Below are 19,469 nucleotides of genomic sequence, written 5' to 3' on the forward strand. Positions count from 1 at the left end.
TATTCGAGTGAACCAATCTGCGTCATTTCTGTCATTTCTAATGATTACATCCATATTGTACCTCATTCTGCCAAAAAGAACAAAGGGAGGATACTTTCTGAAATTGATGATTCAGACAAAGAACGCTGCAGGCGGAGAGTTCTCCACCTGCAGCGTTCTTATGTCAGGAGTTTCTGCATGATAGCAGGCCTGCATTGAAACCGGATTACATGGCTTCTATTTCTTTTTTCTCTTTATCGCTGAGAATTTTTTCCAGATCCAGCAATACAATGATTTTCTCATCCACTTTACCAATTCCTATGATATAGTCCCGATCTATGCCTGCGATGAGTTCCGGAGGACTCTCAATCTGACTCTCGTCCATTGTCAGCACTTGGGAAGCATCATCGACAATAAAACCCACCTGTTTCTCGTTCAGATTGATAATGATAATGCGCTGTTCCTCAAGCTCTCCCTCGAGAGGCAGGTCAAATCGCTTTTTAATACTGACAATCGGTACAATTTTCCCCCGAAGGTTGATGATTCCCTCCACAAAAGCAGGCGTGTTGGGAACGCTGGTAATGCTTTTGATCTCCGTGATCTCCTGAACATGGCTGATGGCGACACCGTACTCTTCCTGATTCAGCTTGAAAATAACGTATTGTTTTTCCATTTTAATCCTCCTTGATGTTTTTTTGCCGCACTAACCCTTAATAACCGCTTTTCCTTTTAACTGTCTCACAGGAATCACCAGGTCTTCCTGTTGCTTCATTACAAAGGCAATCTCCTTGTAGGCCATGGGAGCTTCCTCCCCCACATCCGTGAGCTGTTTCTTCCCCAGAACCACCTGCTGCACTGCCAATTCTTTCATTACCCTCTCTTTGGAAAAATTCTGTAATGCATCTTTCCGACTCATTGCCCGGCCTGCTCCATGGGAACAGGAGTTGAATGAGCTAACGTTCCCTCTGCCTGTGACCACATAGGAGCTACGCCCCATGGCTCCCGGTATCAATCCCCTTTCACCAGCATTGGCGCGGATGGCGCCTTTCCGATGAACCCAAACAGTGGTTCCCCCATGAACCTCCTGATTAACATCATTGTGATGAACATCAATGATGTCAATCACTTTTTCTTCAAACCGTTGGCCAGCCACAATCTGTAAAGCGGTCTGCAACATCTGCTGCCGACTCTCGCGGGCAAAAGCCTTCGCCAGTTCCATCCACCGGATATACGAGCGTCCTTCGTGGCTGTCTTCCGGTAAATAATCCAGTTGATGTGCTGTTGGCACACAACTCTGCCATTGTCGACGCTGCCTGCCTGCAACGGTATTGAAGTGACGGGCAATCTGATAGCCGAAATTTCTGGAACCAGAATGAATCATGAGGCAAATTCGATTTTCTTCATCTGACTGCAGCTCGATAAAATGATTTCCGCCGCCCAGGGTTCCCATCTGGTAATAGCCTCTTTCAATTTCTTTCCAAAGTATCCCTTGCTGCTTTTCTTCCGGATAGTCCCGTCGAAAATCATCCAATGCCTGCGCCTTCATTTTATCTTTATGATGACTGAATCCCTGGGGAATCTTTTGCATGATCGCTTCCACCCATTTGTGAACAGTCTGACGGGAGACGCCGTCCCACTGCAGATTGGTTTGGGCGAAAGCAACACCGCAGCCAATATCCACACCCACAGCGTTGGGAATAATCACATCCCGCGTTGCCAATATACCACCGATGGGCATACCAAACCCCTGGTGTGTATCCGGCATGAGCGCAATGTGATGATGTGCGAAGGGAAATCGGGACAGGTTCAATGCCTGTTGAAAACAGCCTTCTTCCAGTTCACTCTGGTCTGGCAGCCAGACCAGAATGGGGATGGGCAGCTGATCGCCCTGTAAATCCCGCTTAATTTCAAACATCGGAAGCACCTCTTTCAGGCAGCTACCCGCCACCCAGGGGTTTAAGCACTCGCAGGTGATCCCCTTCATGAAGCAGAAAAGTAGGATACTCCTTTTGCAGCAGGCGTCGCTCATTGACCCAAACGGCCACATTTCGCCCTGTCTGCTGTTGTTCAAGCACCTGAATCACAACAGCATTATCAACCGTTTCTACGGATTCTCCATTAACCACAATACGCATCGGTTTCCCTCACTTTTTACAAAGAACCATTTTCTAATGGCTCATTAGGCACTTGACGCTGTTGATCCGATATTCATCAGATGAAGTTCATCAGATAATATAAAATCCCGGCAGCAGACAACAGAAAGATGATGACCAGGTTAATGCGGTAATAGTCTTCCCGGCGTCTTTTGCGGGATTTATTGATGGCCAGTCCGCCAGCTGATAATACCAGCAAACCCACCATGAGGTAAAAGGCCCATCGAAAAACATCCTGATCCCACGTGGAACGCACCTGAATATCAAACATTTTGTCAAAAAATGTTTCGAATTCAGGTTTTGCCCGGTCAATGAGAAACAGCAAGGGTAACATTAATCCCCAGGAAATCATTCCAATCCACTGAATACTCCGCAGCCAGATATCGGGACCTTTGCGCCGTTCCCGATGGTCTGTTGTCGCATTCTGTTGATTTCGTCGATCGTGAATGGTTGGTTCCATGCCATCACCTGATTTCTGCTTTTCTTTTATTTTATGGAACCGACTGACTTTCGTCAAGAAAAAGCGTATACCGGGAAAGATATAAGCGGACAGTCAACCTGCCGGCCAACAGTCCGCTATTTCGTTCGTTTACTTTTTTTGCATGACTTGTGTCACTTCTCCAGAAGCCACCCCAGAGACAGTCGCTGCAAAGTTGTCTCTTTTGGACACCCTTGCTGATCCCATCCCATTTGCTCATAGTAGGTGCTGCGTGCTTTCTCGAAATCTTCCCGGCTCATCTGATGACCCTCCGAAGGACCTTCAGGCAGTGGTTCAAAGATCCTGTCAGGCAATTGATCATCTGCTGACGTGAATCCAGCTTTTACATTAAACCAGCGCATCATGTTAATACGTCTTTCACCAATTTCCATGAGCTCCTGAATCGAAGTGTCCCATCCGATTCCGGCGCTGCAGGCTTCCACAAGATCAGCCGGCCCGTAAAGCTGCCAGGCTGGTCCCCAGGCAAACTGGCATAGGCACAGGGTGTCCATCATCGAGTAAAACCGCTGACCGGCAGTGGCAAACCGAACTTTATTTTCGTCAAGTGAAAATTGATCATCGTAAAGAAGGTTAATCCCCAGCATTCCCAGCCACACCTGTTCTTTGGCATCCGGCGGCATGGTGAGGAATGGATCATGTTCACAGGACTGGTGATCTGCACCAAAGTTATTTACTGCATACATGAGGCCCACAGCAGGTTTGTACTGAGGCATATGCGCCGGCAGTTCCTGTTTTTTCACACTGATGCTTAATGGTATGGCTTCAGGACCCAGTTTTTCTGCCATTCGGTAACTGCCTTCAGCCATCATGTCACCAAATCCCTGACGCAGCGAAATCTTTTCGATTAATTCCTTAAAGACCGAACCATCGCCAAACTTGAGGATCATGCCGTCGGTGTCTTTGGTGGTGAGCAGTCCCTTTTCAAAGCACTCCATGGCAAAGGCAATGGTAGCACCGCACGAGATGGTGTCCACACCATACATATTACAGTACTGATTGGCAATGGCAATATCTTCAAGGCTGTCGTTACCACAGTATGACCCAAAGGTGGCACAGGTTTCATACTCTGGCCCGCCATAGAAGGGATCAACCTTTCCCTCCACCTCAACCACACGTTTGCACCGAATGGCACAGGCAAAGCAGGTATCTCTTTCTTTCAGAATGGTTTTTGCCATGGTGGTGCCGGTGATTTTCTTGGCTTTTTCGAAAAAATGGCCTGATTTGAAATTTCGCGTGGCCAAAAAACCGTCCCGGTTGGTGGCGTTGAGTTCTCCATCGGTACCAAATAATCCCAGTGCTTCAATTCCTTCATTTTCTTTGATGCGATCTCTTACATTTCCTGTGAGTTTACGAAAGCTTTCCTGATCCGCCGCCTTTCGAGCTTTACCCTTTTTTACCACCACAGCCTTCAGTAACTTGGAGCCCATGACAGCTCCGGTTCCGTTTCTGCCGTTGGCCCGGTTGCTCATGTTCATGACGGAAGCATATTTCACTAAATTTTCTCCGGCGGGACCGATTTGTGCGATTTCAATATTTTCATCCTGCAGTTCATCTTTAATCACTTTTTCTGCCTCACCTGTGACTTTTCCCCAGGCGCCGGCGGCATCCCGTAAACTGACATCATCACCGTCAATATAGAGATACACTGGTTTTACTGCCTTTCCTCTAAACACAACTGCGTCATACCCGTTGATTTTTAAGTGAGCCGGAAAAAAGCCGCCAGACTGACTGTCGCCGATGGTACCTGTTAAGGGACTTTTTGTGGTGATCACCAGGCGGCTTTGGCCGCTGATGGGCAGCCCCGTCAGTACCGACACTGAAAAAATCAGCATGTTCTCAGGGGCCAGGGGGTCGATATTGGGCTCCATCTCCTGTAGTGCCAGGTACAATCCCAGGGTTGAACCACCAGGATACAACCGGTAAATGTCTCCCGGCAGGGTGCGGGTGGTGATGGTGCCTTCTGTCAGGTTCACATCCAAAATTTTTGCATCAGGAAATACACTCATGTTGACCTTCCCTCTCTTTCTCTTGTTTTTTTGATGATTCAATGGCATGAAATTTTCACGTGTGTGTCTTTTCAAAAAGCGTGTCACTGCCATTATTCGACATAAATCTGAAAGTTCCTGCTATTCCCGTGAAATTTCATCGAAAAATGTTGTTTTTTTCCAAAAGCATCTACAAGGCTGCTGCCGAGGTTGAAGACGAAGGGTTTTAGCCAGGGCGGCTGCTTTTGTTTTCTCGCAAGGTTCTCTCATGTGCTTGCATGTGGTAGAATGAGTTTGCAATGACATACCGTGTTTTGAGTCTGCGATGAAATGAGGTGTTGATGGATGAAATCATTAAAAGACTATTTGCTGGGAATCGGTGCCGTAGGCGGTGCACTGCTCTCTTCTATGTGCTGAGTGATTCCACTGATCATTGTGTCACTCGGGCTTAGTGGCATCGGTTTATCTTATGTGGCAATATTGGCGCCCTATCAGCGGATGTTTCAGGTATTCGCAATCGCTATGCTGATGTGGGCTCACTACCGTATGGAAAAACAGGTGATGAGCCGACGGAGGGTCATGTTTATTTGGGCTGCCACCGTCATGGTGGTGATTCTCACTGTTTCACCGCTTTTAACCCGCTTGCTTTTTTAATTCGAGCAGCGTCACCATCTCCCATAAGGCACCTTCGTTATTGGAGCAGGTAATGTGCATTGCCTGCTCTTTGGCTGTGGTGACAGCGTTTTCTGTCGCGAACCCAAACCCTGCCATGGTAATCATACTTACATCATTTTCGTGATCTCCAATGGCAGCCACATTTCCCATTTCCAGATTCAGATGACGGCACAGCCAAGCCAGAGCATTTCCCTTGGTGGTGTGTCTGTCAAGTATTTCCAGATTATCATGTCCTGAACGGGTCAGGAAAAGGTTGGGAATTTTTTCCAGCTGCTGTCTTTTGATTTTAAGCGCTTCTTCATCTGGAGAGATCACAATCAGGTTGGCCAGTTGCCCGCCATTCTGTAAAAAAGCAGCATAATTCACCTTCCGATGAAGGCCTGAGAGCAAAACCGTGTCAACAGCATGGAAGGCTGCCTGTTGTCTGGATTTCAGGCTTCTTCGTTCAAAGTTGAAGATGTTTTTCATCCGCTGCCAGCGGCTTTTGACATAGGTGTAGTGATCGTCTGAACCATGATAATAGAGGTGAGGCGGTGTTTCAAGTGCCTGAATGACTTGAATCAAGGTCTCGTGACGCAGGTAACTGGTATGCAGCACATTCCCTTTGGGATCTCGAATGACAGCGCCATTGTTGGTTATAAGCCAGCAGGGAATTGCCAGCTGAGTCAGATAGGGTTTCACCGTCTGATAAGGGCGCCCTGTACAGAGGACCACCTGGATGCCCTGATCATGAGCTCCCTGTAAGGCCAGGCAATTTTTTTCGGTCAGACGTTTATAGTCATCCAGCAACGTACCATCCATGTCTGTTGCCAGCAACTGTACCTTCATAAAATTCCTCCTTTGCGGGTGACATCTTGAAATAGCTTGTAAGTCGATGATTTTATTATACCAGATATGTGTTTATCCTGTTGCAAATCAGTGTATAATAAAGCTGAAGTGATTATTGCAACCACTGAATAATGCAACTACTGAACAGGAGGATGAAATATGTTATCAAAAAAGCTTTTGAAAGAGATGAATGATCAGATCAAGCACGAAATGTTTTCTGCCAATTATTACTTGGCCATGTCTGCCTGGTGTCATGATCAGAACCTGCCGGGTTTCGCCCATTTTTTCAAGGTGCAGGCCCAGGAAGAAAACATGCATGCCATGAAGTTTTTTAATTTTATTGATGAACTTGGCCAGCGAGTGGTGATTCAGGGGCTGGATGAACCCACCAACGAGTTCGAGTCAATTCAGGCTGTTTTTGAAGCCGCCTTTGAACATGAACAATTCGTCACCAAACGCATTCACTTTCTCATGGAGATGGCCCTGGCGGATAAAGACTATCCTGCCGTATCTTTCCTAAACTGGTTTGTTGACGAGCAGGTGGAAGAGGAAGACACCATGCGCAGCATTATTGACAAAATCAAAATGGTGGGTGCCAAGGGTCACATCCTTTATCTTCTGGATAAAGAAATGGCTGCCCGAACAGAATAAGCTGCCTGATCATCGCTTGTATATAATGTGCATTTTAAAGCCGATTTCCTCACTGGAAATCGGCTTTTTATTCATGATAGGTCGCCGCCATGGCTGCTTTTTGCTGATGGCTCAGACGACGTATCTGGTATTCTCTTTTAAGTGCTGCACTTTTATCAGACACTGCCTCCGCATAGGCGAGCCGAACCGGCAGACGGCTGCGGGTGTACCGGGCACCCCGGCCGCTTTGATGTACTTTCAGGCGCTTTTCCAGATTGCTTGTCCAGCCGGTATAGTAGCTCCCGTCGGCGCAATAAAGCAGATAAACAGTTGGCATATCACCACTCCTTTTGCTGAGTTTCATTGCCAGCTCCCAGGCATTTTCCATTTCTTCATGCAAAACAACTTGACTGTTTCTGAAAATTTACATTATAATGCTATTATTCATTTTGAGGAGTGTTGCACATGACCATTAAAGTTGCCAAATTCGGCGGCAGTTCTCTGGCAGATGCCGGCCAATACCAAAAAGTACGTTCCATTGTCTTGTCAGATGACACCCGAAAATTCATCGTCCCATCTGCGCCGGGCAAGCGCCATCGGGAAGATATTAAAATTACCGATCTCTTATATTTATGCCACGCCCAAGTCTCTCACCGGGTTCCTTTCGGCGAAATATTTCGCATTATAGCCGACAGATACCTGCAAATCGCCCGTGAACTGGCCATTGATTTTGACATGAAACAGGTGTTGGACGATACCCGGGAACAGATCAGTGCAGGCGCCAATCTTGATTATGTGGTCAGTCGGGGAGAATACTTGAACGGTCTTCTGCTGGCCCACTTTCTGGAATGTGATTTTTTGGACGCCGCAACTGTCATTCGCTTCAAAGCCGACCATTCTGTGGATGCTGAAGCAACTGCATCAGCCATGGATACGGCGGTTGCCGGCAAATCCAGAGTGGTAATCCCCGGCTTCTACGGAGCACTGCCTGATGGTTCCATTAAAATTTTCCCAAGGGGCGGCTCTGATATTACCGGCGCAGTCGTGGCACGAGCTGTTGGCGCTTCCATTTATGAGAACTGGACCGATGTTTCCGGCTTTCTTGTCACCGACCCCGGTATTGTTCCGGAATCACAACCCATTCATACCATCACCTACCGGGAGCTGCGGGAACTCTCCTATATGGGGGCTCAAGTGCTCCATGAAGAAACCATTTTCCCGGTGCTTGAGGCCGGCATTCCCATCAATATCAAAAATACCAATGAACCTGAAAATCCAGGCACCATGATTGTCAGCTATGCAGACGCGGTGACACCCCGGGGCACCATCACTGGCATCGCCGGTCGAAAAGATTTTACCGTTATCGCCATCGAAAAAAATCTAATGAAAAGAGAAATGGGTTTTGTGCGGCGGTTGCTCACGATTTTGGAACAGCTTCAGATACGCTTTGAACATATGCCTTCGGGTATCGACACGTTGTCACTGGTGATTCCCAGCAGTGAACTGAATGGAAAACTGGACCAGTTGCTGGAAGAAATTCATTTGCAATGTCAGCCTGATTTGCTTGAGGTGTACCCTCACATGGCCCTCATCGCCACTGTGGGTCATGGAATGGCCTATACTCCCGGTATTTCTTCAAGACTTTTTACAGCTCTTTACAACGCCGGCATCAATGTCCGTATGATTGATCAGGGTTCCAGCGAAATTAACATAATTGTGGGCGTTGAAAATAAAGACTTTGAAAAGGCTGTTTCGGCGATCTATCGTGCTTTTTTCAGCACCTCCGCATAAAAGTGTCTACATAAAATAAAATTAATTGATTGAACCCCCCGTGCTGCTGGGTATTTATGGGATAATCAGCACGTTATCCACCATCAATCAGACAAAACGGAGGGATCTTATGAGCGCTAATCCTGAAAAAACAGCTTTCTTAAAGGATATTCGCAGTATTCGCACCTACAAAGACACACCCATTGATGAGGAAGTTCTGAAGGATCTGGTGGATGCTGCACGGATGGCCCCTACTGCCAGAAACATTCAGCCCTGGGAGTTTGTGGTGATCACCGATCGGGAAGTTCTGACACAACTTGCTGAAGTTCACATCAATGGCCGTTTTCTGAAAGATGCACCGGCTGCCATTGTTGTTCTCTGTCGCCGAGAAACCGACTATTTCATTGAGGACGGATCTGCTGCCACACAGAATATTATCGTGGCCGCACGCCTCTATGACCTTAAAAGTTGCTGGATCGGGGGTTGCAAGGGCCCCTATTACGAAAATGATGATATCGCCATGTGCGAAGGTGTTCCCTGCAAAATTCCTCCCATGTATGACGACCTTTGTTCCAAACTGAAAGAAATTGTGAAAGCCCCTATTGAAATGGAACTTATTTCCATCGTCTCTCTGGGCTATAGCGACGAACATTTTGTGGCAGAGAAACGGGAATTGGAAGAAGTGCTTCATTGGAACCACTTTAATCAGTAGTGCTTCATTCGTCTACCGACCCTTTCAAAAACACCTGGCGGCCGCCAGGTGTTTTTTACTTGTTTTTTTCTGTAAACCCCAGTTCCACCAGTACTTTTTTCAGATATTCCATATCCATGGGCTTCGGGACGAAGGCCTGACAACCCAGGTCAAATGCGTTAGAGGCTGTTTGTTTTTCGTCCAGCGCAGTGGTCATAATGATGGTTGCCTGCTGATCTTCTTCAATCTGTCTTTTTTTTCAAGATCGCGAATGATTTTCAGGACTTTAAGGCCATCGAGTTTGGGCATCATGATATCCAGACAAATTAAATCATAAGGCTCGCCTTCTTCCCAGGCCATCAGAAATGCATCCACTGTTTCGATTCCATCAGCTGTCAAATCGCATTCCCCGAAACACTTCAGAAAATGCTGCATGTACACACGGCTTCCCAAATCATCCTCTGCGATGAGAATTCTCACGATTATCCCTTCTTTCCACACTTCTCTTTAACCCATTTATCCTTTGCCGTCTTCATTCATGGGCTGTTTCATTTTTTCAAGCATCCAATGAACACGTTTCATCAGAATTTCCTTGACATCTTTCCGACAATCTTCCAGCTTCCAACGATACATGGTTGATTCCATCTGCCCCAAGAGCATTTCTGCATAGTCAGAAGGCTCCTGTTCAGAATTGAAAAGACCCTGGTCAACGCCCTGCGTCACCAGTTTTGTCATCAAATGATGCCTTTGTCTCATAATCGTCTCCATCAAGGCCATTGCTTCCGGATCATACCGATAGACATCGAAAGAAAACAACACGGTGATCACCTGCGGGTAATTTTGATAATAGGTGATGTGGGATTCCATCAGATAGACGATCGCCTGATCAGGGGCATACGCATGCTGATAAATCGCGTTCTCCAGAGCCTTGTCGAAGGCACTGAAACGTGCGAGAATTGTCAACACAATTTCTTGTTTGTTCTTAAACTGGCGATACACCGCAGGTTCTGTAATGCCTTGTTGATTGGCGATTTCTTTCATTGTTAACCCATTGATGCCTCCCTGGTCAAGAATATCAATGGCATTGATAATGATTTTTTCTTTGCGTGTTAAATAAGATTTCGGCATGATTCATCCCGCCTTCATTTCGTTAGTAATAACTAACATCATTGTATGAAGTCTTTTCTCTTTTGTCAATCCCTTTCACTTCTAAGGAAACCTTTCCGTGAATAAGTTTCCAATTGGAAAGGTGCACTAACGCACAGAAAACTGCCGAAAAATAAAGTTCGCGGCAGTTTTTGCAGAAATGCTGTTGAGTTGACTCAAGCTGTTTTGATTAATCTGATGGTTCTTTTTCAAGGCGCTGCTTCATACGTACTAATTGATCTTCAGAGGTTTCTGTCAGAAAGGCAATCTCTTCCAGGTTTAGATGTGGGTTTTTTAATATGTGATACAGAATTTCATCCTGGCAGGCAGACATCGGCTTCACTCCTTAGACGCTCTCAACTCTGGTGGGCTCCGTATAACTTTATGATAGTAAAATATCGGATTTTCCACCCAATGTCCAGTGAACGAAGGATAAATAGGGCGTTATTCCCACATCACAAGCCCCTTTTCCCGCCTCATTCGTACTTTCCATATAATTATCAGTGATGATCAGGCTTTGATATGGGGATTTCTAATCATATGAACATAGTTCAACACCATCGTCATTTCTTCTTTACTAAAGGTACAAATGGAGCCAATGATATTTTGAACCTGGGGATCAAAAAGAATATCCCTCATTTCAGGTGTGATGGCACCGATCATTTCTTCCACTTCTTCCTGCTCCAAAATCAGGTAACAAACTGATATACCCAGTGTCTCGCTGATCTTTTCGATGGTATCCAAAGATGCCTGCACTTTACCATTTTCAAGATGTGCCACCATGGCTGTGGAGATTCCGGCGGCTTCTGCCAGTTGCTGTTGTGTCATGGTACGATCTTTTCGGGCAGCACGCAGTTTTTCCCCGACAATGCTCTGTTTGCGCTTGTTTCCCACAAAGAGACTGATAGGTACCTGGAACACTTCTGTGATGGATCTCAGGGCAGAAAAAGACGCAATTTTTTCTCCCCGCTCCACCTCGCTCAAATACGTTGCCGAAAGTTCTGTCAAGGTGGCCAACTGCTCCAGGCTGAACCCCTGTTTTTTTCGCAGTGCGCGAATCTTAACCCCTGTATTGCCCACAGCCAGCTGTTTCCAACTGGGAATTTCATCATCGCTGATTTCAAGCGCCGTCACCATACGGCTGAAGGTACTGGGCGTCAGTTCTTTTTCGCCTCTTTCCAGTTCCTGCCATTGTTTCAATGGAACACGAAGGTGGTCGGCCATCTCACGCTGACTCATTTTTCTTATATTCCTGATTTTTGCCAGTGCCGCTGAATTGATCATTGGATCCACCCTTTCAAGTGCATCTGTCATATGGGCAGATGGTTTCATGATTATATTCTAACATAAAAACAGGAACGCCTGTCAGGCTCATGGAATTAAATGGGTATAAAATTAATGAATATGGATTGCTTTTATTTTAACATTCGGTTATGATGTTATCATAGCATATAAAAATTATATTGTCAGCGTATTTACCTTCCTGATTGTTTTTTTTAGCCGCTTTCGTGAAAACGTTTCCATCTCCATGTGTATTCTCAGCGTAGTATTTGATCAGTCCATTGCCGGATGAAGATGCTTTGCTTCCCTTTCTTTCATCTGGAAATGCTGAAATATGTATAAACAAAAAAATCTCAAATGACAAAGGAGGATTTACCATGTTATTTAGCAACAAAAAACTCATTCTGTTTCTGGCATTAATGCTCTCGCTCATTCTTTTCACAGGATGTGGTTCTCCGGCACCCGCTCCGGCACCTGCAGAAGAGCCGGCTCCGGCTGAAGAACCAGCCCCGGCAGAAGCACCTGAGGAAGAGCCCGAAGTTACACTTGACCCCGCAGAAGTCATTGCTGCTCACACAAGCAGTTATTTTGAGAGTATCCCAGATAACCTGAACATGATTCCCGTTGCAGATGTGCTGCAGTTGATGGAAGACAACCCCGACGCCATTGTGCTGGTGGATATGCGTGCGGCCGAAGACTACGAAGCCGGCCACCTTCCAGGTGCTGTCCACATTCCTTTCCCTGAGTTTGCCAATCAAATGAATCGCTTGTCCACCACACGTCAAATTATTGTTTATTGCTACAGTGGACAGAATTCAGCGCAAGGCGTCGCCGCTTTAAAGCTTCTTGGTTACAACGCCATCTCCATGCAGGGTGGCATGAACTTCGGCTGGGCGCCATTGGATCTGGGTGAAGATACATTGGAAACTGAAGCCAGTGAACTGGGTGACGCGCGGGACATGAATCTGGACGATGAACAAGAAATTCTGTTCGATGCCATCAGCACTTACTTTGCTGCCGGCAACAACCACATCATTCCGCCACAGGATCTTTTCGATTTAATTGACAGTACACCCGATGCCATCACCGTACTGGATATCCGGGCAGAAGATGATTTTGACACAGGTCATATTGAGGGTGCTGTCAATGTTCCTTTCCGGAACGTTGGTGAGCGTCTGAGTGAAATCAGCAAAGTGCGTCCCATCTATGTCACCTGCTATTCTGGCCAGACGGCTGGCCAGACCCATCTGCTGCTAAGACTTAACGGCTACAACAGCTTTACTCTAAACCGCGGCATGGCAGGCTGGACCAACGCCGAAATGCCCGTCGTTACCGAATAACCCTCACCGCTACCATGAGGACGCCCTTCTGATATCATTAATGATTTGGAAGGGCTCCCTTTTCATTCCTCACGACATCACAAATCTGCTGAACCAGATATTTTTTTATAAATATTCGTTCAACTTTTTTATTTTCCTTGTGTTGGTGCCATACATCCGGTAAAATAATGTCAACACACTGATATTATATGAAACAAAATGATGTGCTGACATCGCGACGAATATCAACAATGGAGGTGATGTTATGGCAGATAAATCCCTGAAACTCTATGAAAACAGATGGGTCAGTGCCCTCCTGATGACTGTTCTTTCTGTGGCGGTTCTGGCGGGAGTACATACGCTTACCACCGGCAGTGGGCCAAAAGAGCCCACCACGCCTGTTTCCATCGCACCCACAGATAGCAGCAGCTGCATCGCATGCCATACAGATGCAACGGTCATCGAAACCATGGCGGTCATGGCAGAGGACGGCGGTCACGGCGGCGAAGGCGGCTGAGGTGTTGCCGGGCCTCAGTTGACGGCCACAGACATGTTTCTGGTTTCCACAGATTTTACAACCTCAACCCACGGCGAACTGGGATGTATCACCTGCCACGGTGGTGACAATGTGATGGACAAGGATGCCGCGCACACTGGCATGCAGCCTTATCCGTCCCGTGACCTGCAGGGAATCTGTTATCAGTGCCACGCCGGCGTGACCGATACCTTTGCCGATTCCATCCACTACAACCTTCATGGTATGCAAAACGGACTCATGGCATTTTCCCATGACAGCCTTCTTTCGGATTCACCTCATCATGATGAAATTTTTGATAAGAACTGCATTGCCTGCCATGCAACCTGTGGCGATTGTCATGTGAGCCGGCCCAAGGTATTCACCGGCGGCCTCATCGATCAGCATAATTTCTTTGGAACCCCTCCCATGGATCAAACCTGCTTCGGATGTCACGGTGCCCGAAATGCCGGCGAGTTCATGGGGACAGTTGGTTTTCGGGGAGACGTTCACTTTGAAATGGGGATGACTTGCATGGACTGCCATCCTGTCAACAACTTCCATGGTACCGGGGAAGTGAATGACAGCATGTGGACGAAGTCTGAACTTCCCAGCTGCTATGACTGCCATGATGATCAGCGACCCGGACAATCTGAACTACAGGTGCATAACATTCACGGTGATTCTTTGTCATGCCAGGTTTGCCATGCTCAGGCCAATAACAACTGCTTTGAATGTCACGTGGAATACAACGAAGACCAGACCGGACTGGGAAGCACCTCAACGGTTCGTCTGATGTTCCGTATTGGCAAGAATCCCATTCAGTCAGAATCTCGCCCCTACGAATACGTCACCTTGCGGCATATCCCCACTTATGTGGATTCGTTTGAAGTCGTGGGACCAGACCTGCTTCCCAATTATGATGACATCAGCAACTGGAAATATTCCCCCACTCACAACATTCAGCGCATCACTTTCCAGAACGAATCGTGTGACGCATGCCACGGCAACGAGAAGATTTTCCTGCGGGAAGAAGATTTGCTGGAGTCTGACAGCAAGGCAAATTGGAACCTGATTCCAGTCGTTCCTCAATAGAAAATCACATCGTCAATTCCATCTGAGCGTTTATGAATCACCTGAAAAAGGGAGAGCAATCTCCCTTTTTCATCGCATTAAAGATGCTTATGGACTGAAGGAGGCCTCCCATGACTTTCAATCGTATCAAACGCTGGTTGTTCAGCCTGCGATTTGGCATTTTTCTCTTTATTATAATGGCCATCTATGTCACCTTCGGAACCCTATTGCCCCAAGACCTTCCGCCTGGCCATTACCTGGACAGCTACCGTCTTGGAAGTCTCATTATTGCTCTGGGATTCCATCAAACCTACAGTTCCTGGATTTTCAGAGTGATTATGGTCATGTTCTTAATCAATCTGGCGGGATGTACCCTGAAAATGATTCCGTCACAACAACGACGCTATCGACAGGACTATTTCCCATCTCCCAAACCGGATGCAGAGAACCTGTGGCGGGATGACATTACTTCTGATGAGTTGCTGGACCTGCTTCGTCGCAAAAAGTATCACATCTCCGAAATTCTCCATGAACCCGGAACTTACCATGCCACTCGCAACCGTTGGGGTGTTTTTGCCTCCACCATCACCCACGCAGGCATCATCACCATTATTCTGGGCAGTTTTATTGGGAACTATTTTGCTCAGGAAGGATTTTTCAACTTGATGCCCGGAGAAACTGCCACTTTTCATCAGGAAGGTTTTTCAGTTCAGCTTCAGGACTTCTACATGTCCTTCAGAGAAGACGGATCAACCGAGCAATACTATAGCGATCTGTTAATCCTGGAAAATGACGCTCCTGTCGGTTCAGAAACCATCTGGGTCAACCGTCCCCTGCGTCACCGGGGCATGATGCTTTATCAAAGCAGTTTTGGCTGGGCCAGTCGTCTGCAGATTAAAGAAATTGAAACCAATGAGGTAGTCTTCAATCAGTTCTTACGTAATGACGAAACCACTTTTTTTCAGCCTGCACATCTGACGGTGCATCTTTTTGGATATTTCCCGGAGTTTCAGCTGGGTCATCAGGGAATGCCTGTCACATTGTCCCAAGAAGAGCGCAATCCCCATTATGCCGTGGTCCTCTATCATTTTGGTGAGTTTGTTGACTCTTTTATCATGAATCCCTCTCAGCGATTTACCTACCAGGGTTATGAAATTGGTTTTGCAGAAAGCGTATTATACACCGGCATTATTTATCGAAAAGACTTTGGTTACTATGCAGTGCTGGCCGGCTGTTTGCTGCTGATGGCGGGTCTTCTGATGGCTTTTTACTTCTATCCCAAGTATATCCTTGTTCGTCAGGGGGAACTTTACGCCATTTCGCGACAAAATGCCTGGGGCTTCTCCATGTGGTTGAAGCGAATCCTCCAACAACTGAAAGAGAAAGAAGGAGAACGTTCATGAATTTAATCGCTGTAGAAGAAATGTTGTTTACCATCGCCTTTGTGTTGTACATTGCTGCATCTCTCAGTTTTTTTGCTTTCCTGGCATCTTCCAAAGCCCGGGCCGGCCAATTGGGCGTTTATGCCGCTCTATCGGGATTTCTCATTCACACACTGGCCATGGGCGCCCGCATTCTTGAATCTGGCCGTCTGCCTTTCAGTAACCAGTATGAATTCGCCAACAGCTTTACCTGGGGCATTGTTCTTTGTTATTTGGCGATTCATTTCTACTATCGATTTACCGCAGTGGGTGCCTTTGTCATGCCTTTGGCATTTCTAATGATGGGATATGCCTCTTTACTGCCCCGTCATGTGCGCCCGCTAATGCCGGCATTGCAGAGCCGCTGGCTCACCGTCCACGTTGGCACCGCCGTGCTGTCTTATGGTGCTTTTGCTGTGGCCGCAGGTTTGTCTCTCATCTATCTCATTTCAGGCCGCAAGGAAGGTGCTCATAAGAGGCGCCTGCTCCCTGATCTGGATGCCTGCGATTTTCTCAGTTACCGGATTATCGCTTTTGGGTACCTGATGCTTACACTGGTCATTGTCACCGGAGCCATCTGGGCCCGCAGTGCCTGGTCTCGTTACTGGGGGTGGGATCCGAAGGAAACCTGGTCTCTCATTACCTGGATCATCTACTCTGCCTATCTTCATTTACGGTTTAACCGGGGCTGGAAGGGAAAACCAGCCGCCTGGTTTTCTGTCATTGGTTTCATCGCCGTTATTTTTACCTTTATTGGGGTGAATACGCTTTTGCCTGGAATTCACAGTTACCGCTGAAGAAGCATTTTACTGTTACCGAAACGAAACCCCCGGCTTCCAGATGGAGGCCGGGGGTTTCAGTCGCTTGTTTAATGATTATTCAACTTTGGAAAGAGCATCTTCAATGGCTTCCAGAAGTCCTTCACTGGAACCAGTGGCACCGGAGACCGCATCCACATCGGTGGACTGGTTTTCCAGAACGGCTTCTATAACAGCATCAAAGGCGCCGTCAGACAAGCCCGGGGTGTCTGCTGATTCGACCACTTCGATGGACTGAATAACCCCATCCAGAACAGTCACCTCAACAACCACATCGTCTGCATATCCCTGTCCTGTACCTGATACTGTCTGCGGGGTTGCCGCAGGTGCCTCTTCTGTGGCTCCTGATCCACCGCAAGCAGTCAATACTCCCATGGTAAGCACTGCAACCATCATCAGTATCAGTGCACCTTTCATTTGCTTCTTACTCATAATACGCCTCCTTCATATTTATCAACAATTGATTGACCACTCTGGTATTACCTTCATCATTATACCCGCTTCCATCAATTTAAACAAGTGGATGCAACAGACACGGGACATTTGTGCCATGCCTGTTGCATTTTCTTGTATCATCCATCCTCTTTTATCCCTGATCTTCAATCATTTTTTCACTGTCTGCTTTTTTTCGAAGATAGGCGTTCATTTGGGATTTTGATAAAAAGTGATATTTGTCCCTATCTCTCAGTAAATGATTTTTACCGATCTTCATCTTTTCCAGCCCGATGTTTTAACCAAAAAGCTGCCGCCTCTGTTCGATTGGTTACGTTTATTTTTTTCATGATTTTTGTAATCAGATTACGCACTGTCTTTTCTGCTAAAAAAAGACTTTCTCCAATTTCTTTATTGGTTTTCCCCTGACTAATCAGGTTCAAAACCATCTGTTCCCGATCAATCAACTGGCCAATCAGCGGATCTCTGGATGTGGACAGCATGGTATTTCCCACTGATGGGTCCATCACCATCAGACTGTTTAAGACGTTATGAATCGCCTGAATGATGGAGCGTCCGTCCACATTTTTCAACAAGTATCCGTCAGCACCATTACGCAGGCTTTCCTGAACCATATAATCCTCTGCAAAAGCTGTCAGAATCAACACTTTTGTACCTGGGAGCATTCGTTTCATTTCTCTGACACCTTCAGCTCCATAGCCATCGGGCAGTTTCATGTCAAGCAGTATCAGGTCAGGTGTGATCGATGACAACAGCTGGTAGGCTTCAGACAACGATGCTGCCTCTGCGCAGACTTTCAGTTCAGGATCATTGTCAATTAAACCTTTGAGCCCCATTCGTACAATGTTATGATCGTCCACCAGCATGATCTGACTGATGTCCTTTTTCATTTTATCGCTCCTCCCAGGGAACCATGATGGTTACATAGGTGTGTGATTGCCGACGTTCAAAATGAATGGTGGCATTCATTTTTTCAGCCCTTTCTTTCATGGATCGTATTCCAAATCCCTGAAAAGAATCAGATGTCAACGAAATACCGATGCCATTGTCTTCAATGCGTATCACCAGTTCTTCAAGGTTTGAGGTGGCTGTCAGTCGAACATGACTCGCCTGGGCATGCTTTTGAATATTCAGCAGCGCTTCCTGTACGATGTAGTAAAGCTGGGCATTTTTCTCGGCAGAGAGTTTTCCCAGCACCATTGGTGGAACGTGATACTCAAAATCCAGTTTTGCCTGAGATTGCATTCGAAAGCGATCCACCAGATGCTGCAGGTTTTCCTGAAAGTCCTCCATAACGAGGCTGCTCTCAGAAAAACTCTTCAGGAACGCCCGGGCTTCTCCAATGGTTGCATTCAACTCATCTTTGAGTACCAACAGCCCTTCTTCATAGGTGGCCGGTTCTTTACCCAGCATATTTTCAATATAGATTCCTGCCCCAAAAAGACGTTGGATAATCTGATCATGCACCATTCGAGTGGTTTTCTTTCGTTCCTGCAGCAAAAGCTGTCGCTGCGCATACTCATTAAGACGTTCCTGCATTTCCCAGCAGAAAGAATCAAACAACCGTATGGTCAATATGGTAATTCCGATGGCCGAACCCGCCCGCAGCAGCTCAATTGGAAGCCTGGATGTCATAATAATGGTTTCCACCGCCGTGACATTTTGATAAGAACCTGTCATTTGTGGTGTTAAGAGCCCCGCTGTGATCCCATAGACAATGAACAGAACGCCGGCAACACTATAGAGCCGGGCATAGACCGGTAACTTGAGTAACCGCAACTGACGCCCACTGAGATAATAGGCCACACCCGACAGCAGTGCCCCAGGGAATCCCATGAAGTAGCGGGTAAGGTGGTTAAATAAAGTGATGTGACGGTATACCTGCACCGGAGCACCATAGTATCTCCCAAGGTAGAAAAAACACCAGAGGGTAAAGATCATCGCTGGAATCCAAATATGCAGATTTAAGTATTTCAGGCGTTCCCGCACCAACAGGGCTATGGCAAAGCTGAGTAAGAATGCATAGGAAGCACCATTAACAAAGGTCTCGACCAGGTACAGTCCCGAATCAATCTCCTGATAAACACCCATGACCCGCAACATGATTATCCATTCGGAAATACCATGAAGCACCCCGAAAAAACCCAGCAAGTGGATACATCGCATCAGTGGAAATTCACTGCTATGCCTTAACTTCTGTTGTAATGATGAAGTTCCCAGAGTAAAAAAGGCC

Annotated in this window: 23 protein-coding genes; 8 read left to right on the top strand and 15 right to left on the bottom strand. The window is 46.8% G+C overall.

The window, feature by feature from the left end; translation table 11 throughout:
- Positions 1-205 precede the first annotated feature (205 nt).
- The 6 genes from QOL74_RS02445 to QOL74_RS02470 form a co-directional block, all read right to left on the bottom strand.
- The gene (locus QOL74_RS02445; protein WP_283407837.1) at positions 206-652 is read right to left on the bottom strand and encodes a chemotaxis protein CheW; all 447 of its coding nucleotides are present in this window, start codon (positions 650-652) and stop codon (positions 206-208) included.
- Positions 653-682: 30 nt separating this feature from the next.
- Positions 683-1,894, bottom strand: coding sequence for an RtcB family protein (locus tag QOL74_RS02450; RefSeq protein WP_283407838.1), 1,212 nt, complete (start codon positions 1,892-1,894; stop codon positions 683-685).
- 22 nt (positions 1,895-1,916) lie between these two features.
- Positions 1,917-2,114 (bottom strand): sulfur carrier protein ThiS, encoded by a 198-nt coding sequence (gene thiS / locus QOL74_RS02455; RefSeq protein WP_283407839.1) that lies wholly within the window; start codon positions 2,112-2,114, stop codon positions 1,917-1,919.
- A gap of 76 nt (positions 2,115-2,190) precedes the next feature.
- Positions 2,191-2,592: a hypothetical protein gene (locus tag QOL74_RS02460; RefSeq protein ID WP_283407840.1), complete on the bottom strand. Its 402-nt coding sequence runs from the start codon at positions 2,590-2,592 to the stop codon at positions 2,191-2,193.
- 152 nt (positions 2,593-2,744) lie between these two features.
- Complete coding sequence (locus tag QOL74_RS02465; RefSeq protein WP_283407841.1) at positions 2,745-4,637, bottom strand: aldehyde ferredoxin oxidoreductase family protein; 1,893 nt, start codon at positions 4,635-4,637, stop codon at positions 2,745-2,747.
- 612 nt (positions 4,638-5,249) lie between these two features.
- Entirely contained in the window at positions 5,250-6,119 is an 870-nt protein-coding gene (locus QOL74_RS02470) for a Cof-type HAD-IIB family hydrolase (protein WP_283407842.1), read from the bottom strand.
- A 159-nt stretch (positions 6,120-6,278) separates the two neighbouring features.
- Here QOL74_RS02470 and QOL74_RS02475 point away from each other — a divergent pair, with 159 nt between their 5' ends.
- Positions 6,279-6,770: a ferritin gene (locus tag QOL74_RS02475; protein WP_283407843.1), complete on the top strand. Its 492-nt coding sequence runs from the start codon at positions 6,279-6,281 to the stop codon at positions 6,768-6,770.
- Positions 6,771-6,837: 67 nt separating this feature from the next.
- Here the strand turns inward: QOL74_RS02475 and QOL74_RS02480 are convergent, their stop codons facing one another.
- Positions 6,838-7,086, bottom strand: a complete 249-nt coding sequence (locus QOL74_RS02480; RefSeq protein ID WP_283407844.1) for a GIY-YIG nuclease family protein — start codon at positions 7,084-7,086, stop codon at positions 6,838-6,840.
- Positions 7,087-7,214: 128 nt separating this feature from the next.
- Here QOL74_RS02480 and QOL74_RS02485 point away from each other — a divergent pair, with 128 nt between their 5' ends.
- Entirely contained in the window at positions 7,215-8,540 is a 1,326-nt protein-coding gene (locus QOL74_RS02485; RefSeq protein WP_283407845.1) for an aspartate kinase, read from the top strand.
- A 109-nt stretch (positions 8,541-8,649) separates the two neighbouring features.
- The gene (locus QOL74_RS02490) at positions 8,650-9,231 is read left to right on the top strand and encodes a nitroreductase family protein (RefSeq protein WP_283407846.1); all 582 of its coding nucleotides are present in this window, start codon (positions 8,650-8,652) and stop codon (positions 9,229-9,231) included.
- Between the two features lie 55 nt (positions 9,232-9,286).
- On the opposite strand, the gene QOL74_RS18535 is transcribed toward QOL74_RS02490, so the two are convergent.
- The 5 genes from QOL74_RS18535 to QOL74_RS02510 form a co-directional block, all read right to left on the bottom strand.
- Entirely contained in the window at positions 9,287-9,427 is a 141-nt protein-coding gene (locus QOL74_RS18535) for a hypothetical protein (RefSeq protein WP_488153917.1), read from the bottom strand.
- Positions 9,424-9,690: a response regulator gene (locus QOL74_RS02495; protein WP_488153918.1), complete on the bottom strand. Its 267-nt coding sequence runs from the start codon at positions 9,688-9,690 to the stop codon at positions 9,424-9,426. Before QOL74_RS02495 ends, QOL74_RS18535 begins: the two co-directional genes overlap by 4 nt.
- Positions 9,691-9,726: 36 nt before the next feature.
- Positions 9,727-10,338: a TetR/AcrR family transcriptional regulator gene (locus QOL74_RS02500; protein WP_283407847.1), complete on the bottom strand. Its 612-nt coding sequence runs from the start codon at positions 10,336-10,338 to the stop codon at positions 9,727-9,729.
- Between the two features lie 208 nt (positions 10,339-10,546).
- Entirely contained in the window at positions 10,547-10,690 is a 144-nt protein-coding gene (locus QOL74_RS02505) for a hypothetical protein (protein ID WP_283407848.1), read from the bottom strand.
- 176 nt (positions 10,691-10,866) lie between these two features.
- Complete coding sequence (locus QOL74_RS02510; protein WP_346771698.1) at positions 10,867-11,595, bottom strand: helix-turn-helix transcriptional regulator; 729 nt, start codon at positions 11,593-11,595, stop codon at positions 10,867-10,869.
- A gap of 419 nt (positions 11,596-12,014) precedes the next feature.
- Here QOL74_RS02510 and QOL74_RS02515 point away from each other — a divergent pair, with 419 nt between their 5' ends.
- The 5 genes from QOL74_RS02515 (at position 12,015) to ccsB (ending at position 16,762) form a co-directional block, all read left to right on the top strand.
- Entirely contained in the window at positions 12,015-12,977 is a 963-nt protein-coding gene (locus tag QOL74_RS02515) for a rhodanese-like domain-containing protein (protein WP_283407850.1), read from the top strand.
- Between the two features lie 244 nt (positions 12,978-13,221).
- The gene (locus QOL74_RS02520) at positions 13,222-13,473 is read left to right on the top strand and encodes a hypothetical protein (RefSeq protein WP_283407851.1); all 252 of its coding nucleotides are present in this window, start codon (positions 13,222-13,224) and stop codon (positions 13,471-13,473) included.
- Positions 13,474-13,491: 18 nt separating this feature from the next.
- A complete protein-coding gene (locus QOL74_RS02525) occupies positions 13,492-14,565 on the top strand; it encodes a cytochrome c3 family protein (RefSeq protein ID WP_283407852.1) in 1,074 nt (357 codons plus the stop codon).
- Between the two features lie 110 nt (positions 14,566-14,675).
- On the top strand, positions 14,676-15,947 hold the full coding sequence (locus QOL74_RS02530; protein ID WP_283407853.1) for a cytochrome c biogenesis ResB family protein: 1,272 nt from the start codon (positions 14,676-14,678) through the stop codon (positions 15,945-15,947).
- Positions 15,944-16,762 (top strand): c-type cytochrome biogenesis protein CcsB, encoded by an 819-nt coding sequence (ccsB, locus tag QOL74_RS02535; protein ID WP_283407854.1) that lies wholly within the window; start codon positions 15,944-15,946, stop codon positions 16,760-16,762. The genes QOL74_RS02530 and ccsB overlap by 4 nt, the downstream gene beginning before the upstream one ends.
- A gap of 78 nt (positions 16,763-16,840) precedes the next feature.
- Here the strand turns inward: ccsB and QOL74_RS02540 are convergent, their stop codons facing one another.
- From QOL74_RS02540 to QOL74_RS02550, 3 genes are all read right to left on the bottom strand, one after another.
- Positions 16,841-17,215 carry an FMN-binding protein gene (locus QOL74_RS02540; protein WP_283407855.1) on the bottom strand — a complete coding sequence of 125 codons (375 nt, stop codon included), beginning with the start codon at positions 17,213-17,215 and terminating at the stop codon, positions 16,841-16,843.
- A 266-nt stretch (positions 17,216-17,481) separates the two neighbouring features.
- Positions 17,482-18,126, bottom strand: a complete 645-nt coding sequence (locus QOL74_RS02545; RefSeq protein ID WP_283407856.1) for a response regulator — start codon at positions 18,124-18,126, stop codon at positions 17,482-17,484.
- Position 18,127: 1 nt separating this feature from the next.
- Positions 18,128-19,402 (bottom strand): sensor histidine kinase, encoded by a 1,275-nt coding sequence (locus QOL74_RS02550; RefSeq protein WP_283407857.1) that lies wholly within the window; start codon positions 19,400-19,402, stop codon positions 18,128-18,130.
- Between the last annotated feature and the right edge of the window lie 67 nt (positions 19,403-19,469).

This window comes from Anoxynatronum buryatiense (genome assembly GCF_900182905.1).
Lineage (GTDB): Bacteria > Bacillota > Clostridia > Peptostreptococcales > Tindalliaceae > Anoxynatronum > Anoxynatronum buryatiense.

Bases quoted from the DNA above. Each gene is read 5' to 3' on its own strand.
- QOL74_RS02545 (WP_283407856.1), bottom strand. From the start codon at position 18,126: ATGAAAAAGGACATCAGTCAGATCATGCTGGTGGACGATCATAACATT.
- QOL74_RS02470 (WP_283407842.1), bottom strand. From the start codon at position 6,119: ATGAAGGTACAGTTGCTGGCAACAGACATGGATGGTACGTTGCTGGAT.
- QOL74_RS02485 (WP_283407845.1), top strand. From the start codon at position 7,215: ATGACCATTAAAGTTGCCAAATTCGGCGGCAGTTCTCTGGCAGATGCC.
- QOL74_RS02550 (WP_283407857.1), bottom strand. From the start codon at position 19,402: ATGCGATGTATCCACTTGCTGGGTTTTTTCGGGGTGCTTCATGGTATT.
- QOL74_RS02490 (WP_283407846.1), top strand. From the start codon at position 8,650: ATGAGCGCTAATCCTGAAAAAACAGCTTTCTTAAAGGATATTCGCAGT.
- QOL74_RS18535 (WP_488153917.1), bottom strand. From the start codon at position 9,427: ATGACCACTGCGCTGGACGAAAAACAAACAGCCTCTAACGCATTTGAC.
- QOL74_RS02520 (WP_283407851.1), top strand. From the start codon at position 13,222: ATGGCAGATAAATCCCTGAAACTCTATGAAAACAGATGGGTCAGTGCC.
- QOL74_RS02540 (WP_283407855.1), bottom strand. From the start codon at position 17,215: ATGAGTAAGAAGCAAATGAAAGGTGCACTGATACTGATGATGGTTGCA.
- QOL74_RS02505 (WP_283407848.1), bottom strand. From the start codon at position 10,690: ATGTCTGCCTGCCAGGATGAAATTCTGTATCACATATTAAAAAACCCA.
- QOL74_RS02450 (WP_283407838.1), bottom strand. From the start codon at position 1,894: ATGTTTGAAATTAAGCGGGATTTACAGGGCGATCAGCTGCCCATCCCC.
- QOL74_RS02515 (WP_283407850.1), top strand. From the start codon at position 12,015: ATGTTATTTAGCAACAAAAAACTCATTCTGTTTCTGGCATTAATGCTC.
- QOL74_RS02530 (WP_283407853.1), top strand. From the start codon at position 14,676: ATGACTTTCAATCGTATCAAACGCTGGTTGTTCAGCCTGCGATTTGGC.
- QOL74_RS02465 (WP_283407841.1), bottom strand. From the start codon at position 4,637: ATGAGTGTATTTCCTGATGCAAAAATTTTGGATGTGAACCTGACAGAA.
- QOL74_RS02500 (WP_283407847.1), bottom strand. From the start codon at position 10,338: ATGCCGAAATCTTATTTAACACGCAAAGAAAAAATCATTATCAATGCC.
- QOL74_RS02480 (WP_283407844.1), bottom strand. From the start codon at position 7,086: ATGCCAACTGTTTATCTGCTTTATTGCGCCGACGGGAGCTACTATACC.
- QOL74_RS02475 (WP_283407843.1), top strand. From the start codon at position 6,279: ATGTTATCAAAAAAGCTTTTGAAAGAGATGAATGATCAGATCAAGCAC.
- ccsB (WP_283407854.1), top strand. From the start codon at position 15,944: ATGAATTTAATCGCTGTAGAAGAAATGTTGTTTACCATCGCCTTTGTG.
- thiS (WP_283407839.1), bottom strand. From the start codon at position 2,114: ATGCGTATTGTGGTTAATGGAGAATCCGTAGAAACGGTTGATAATGCT.
- QOL74_RS02460 (WP_283407840.1), bottom strand. From the start codon at position 2,592: ATGGAACCAACCATTCACGATCGACGAAATCAACAGAATGCGACAACA.
- QOL74_RS02445 (WP_283407837.1), bottom strand. From the start codon at position 652: ATGGAAAAACAATACGTTATTTTCAAGCTGAATCAGGAAGAGTACGGT.
- QOL74_RS02510 (WP_346771698.1), bottom strand. From the start codon at position 11,595: ATGAGTCAGCGTGAGATGGCCGACCACCTTCGTGTTCCATTGAAACAA.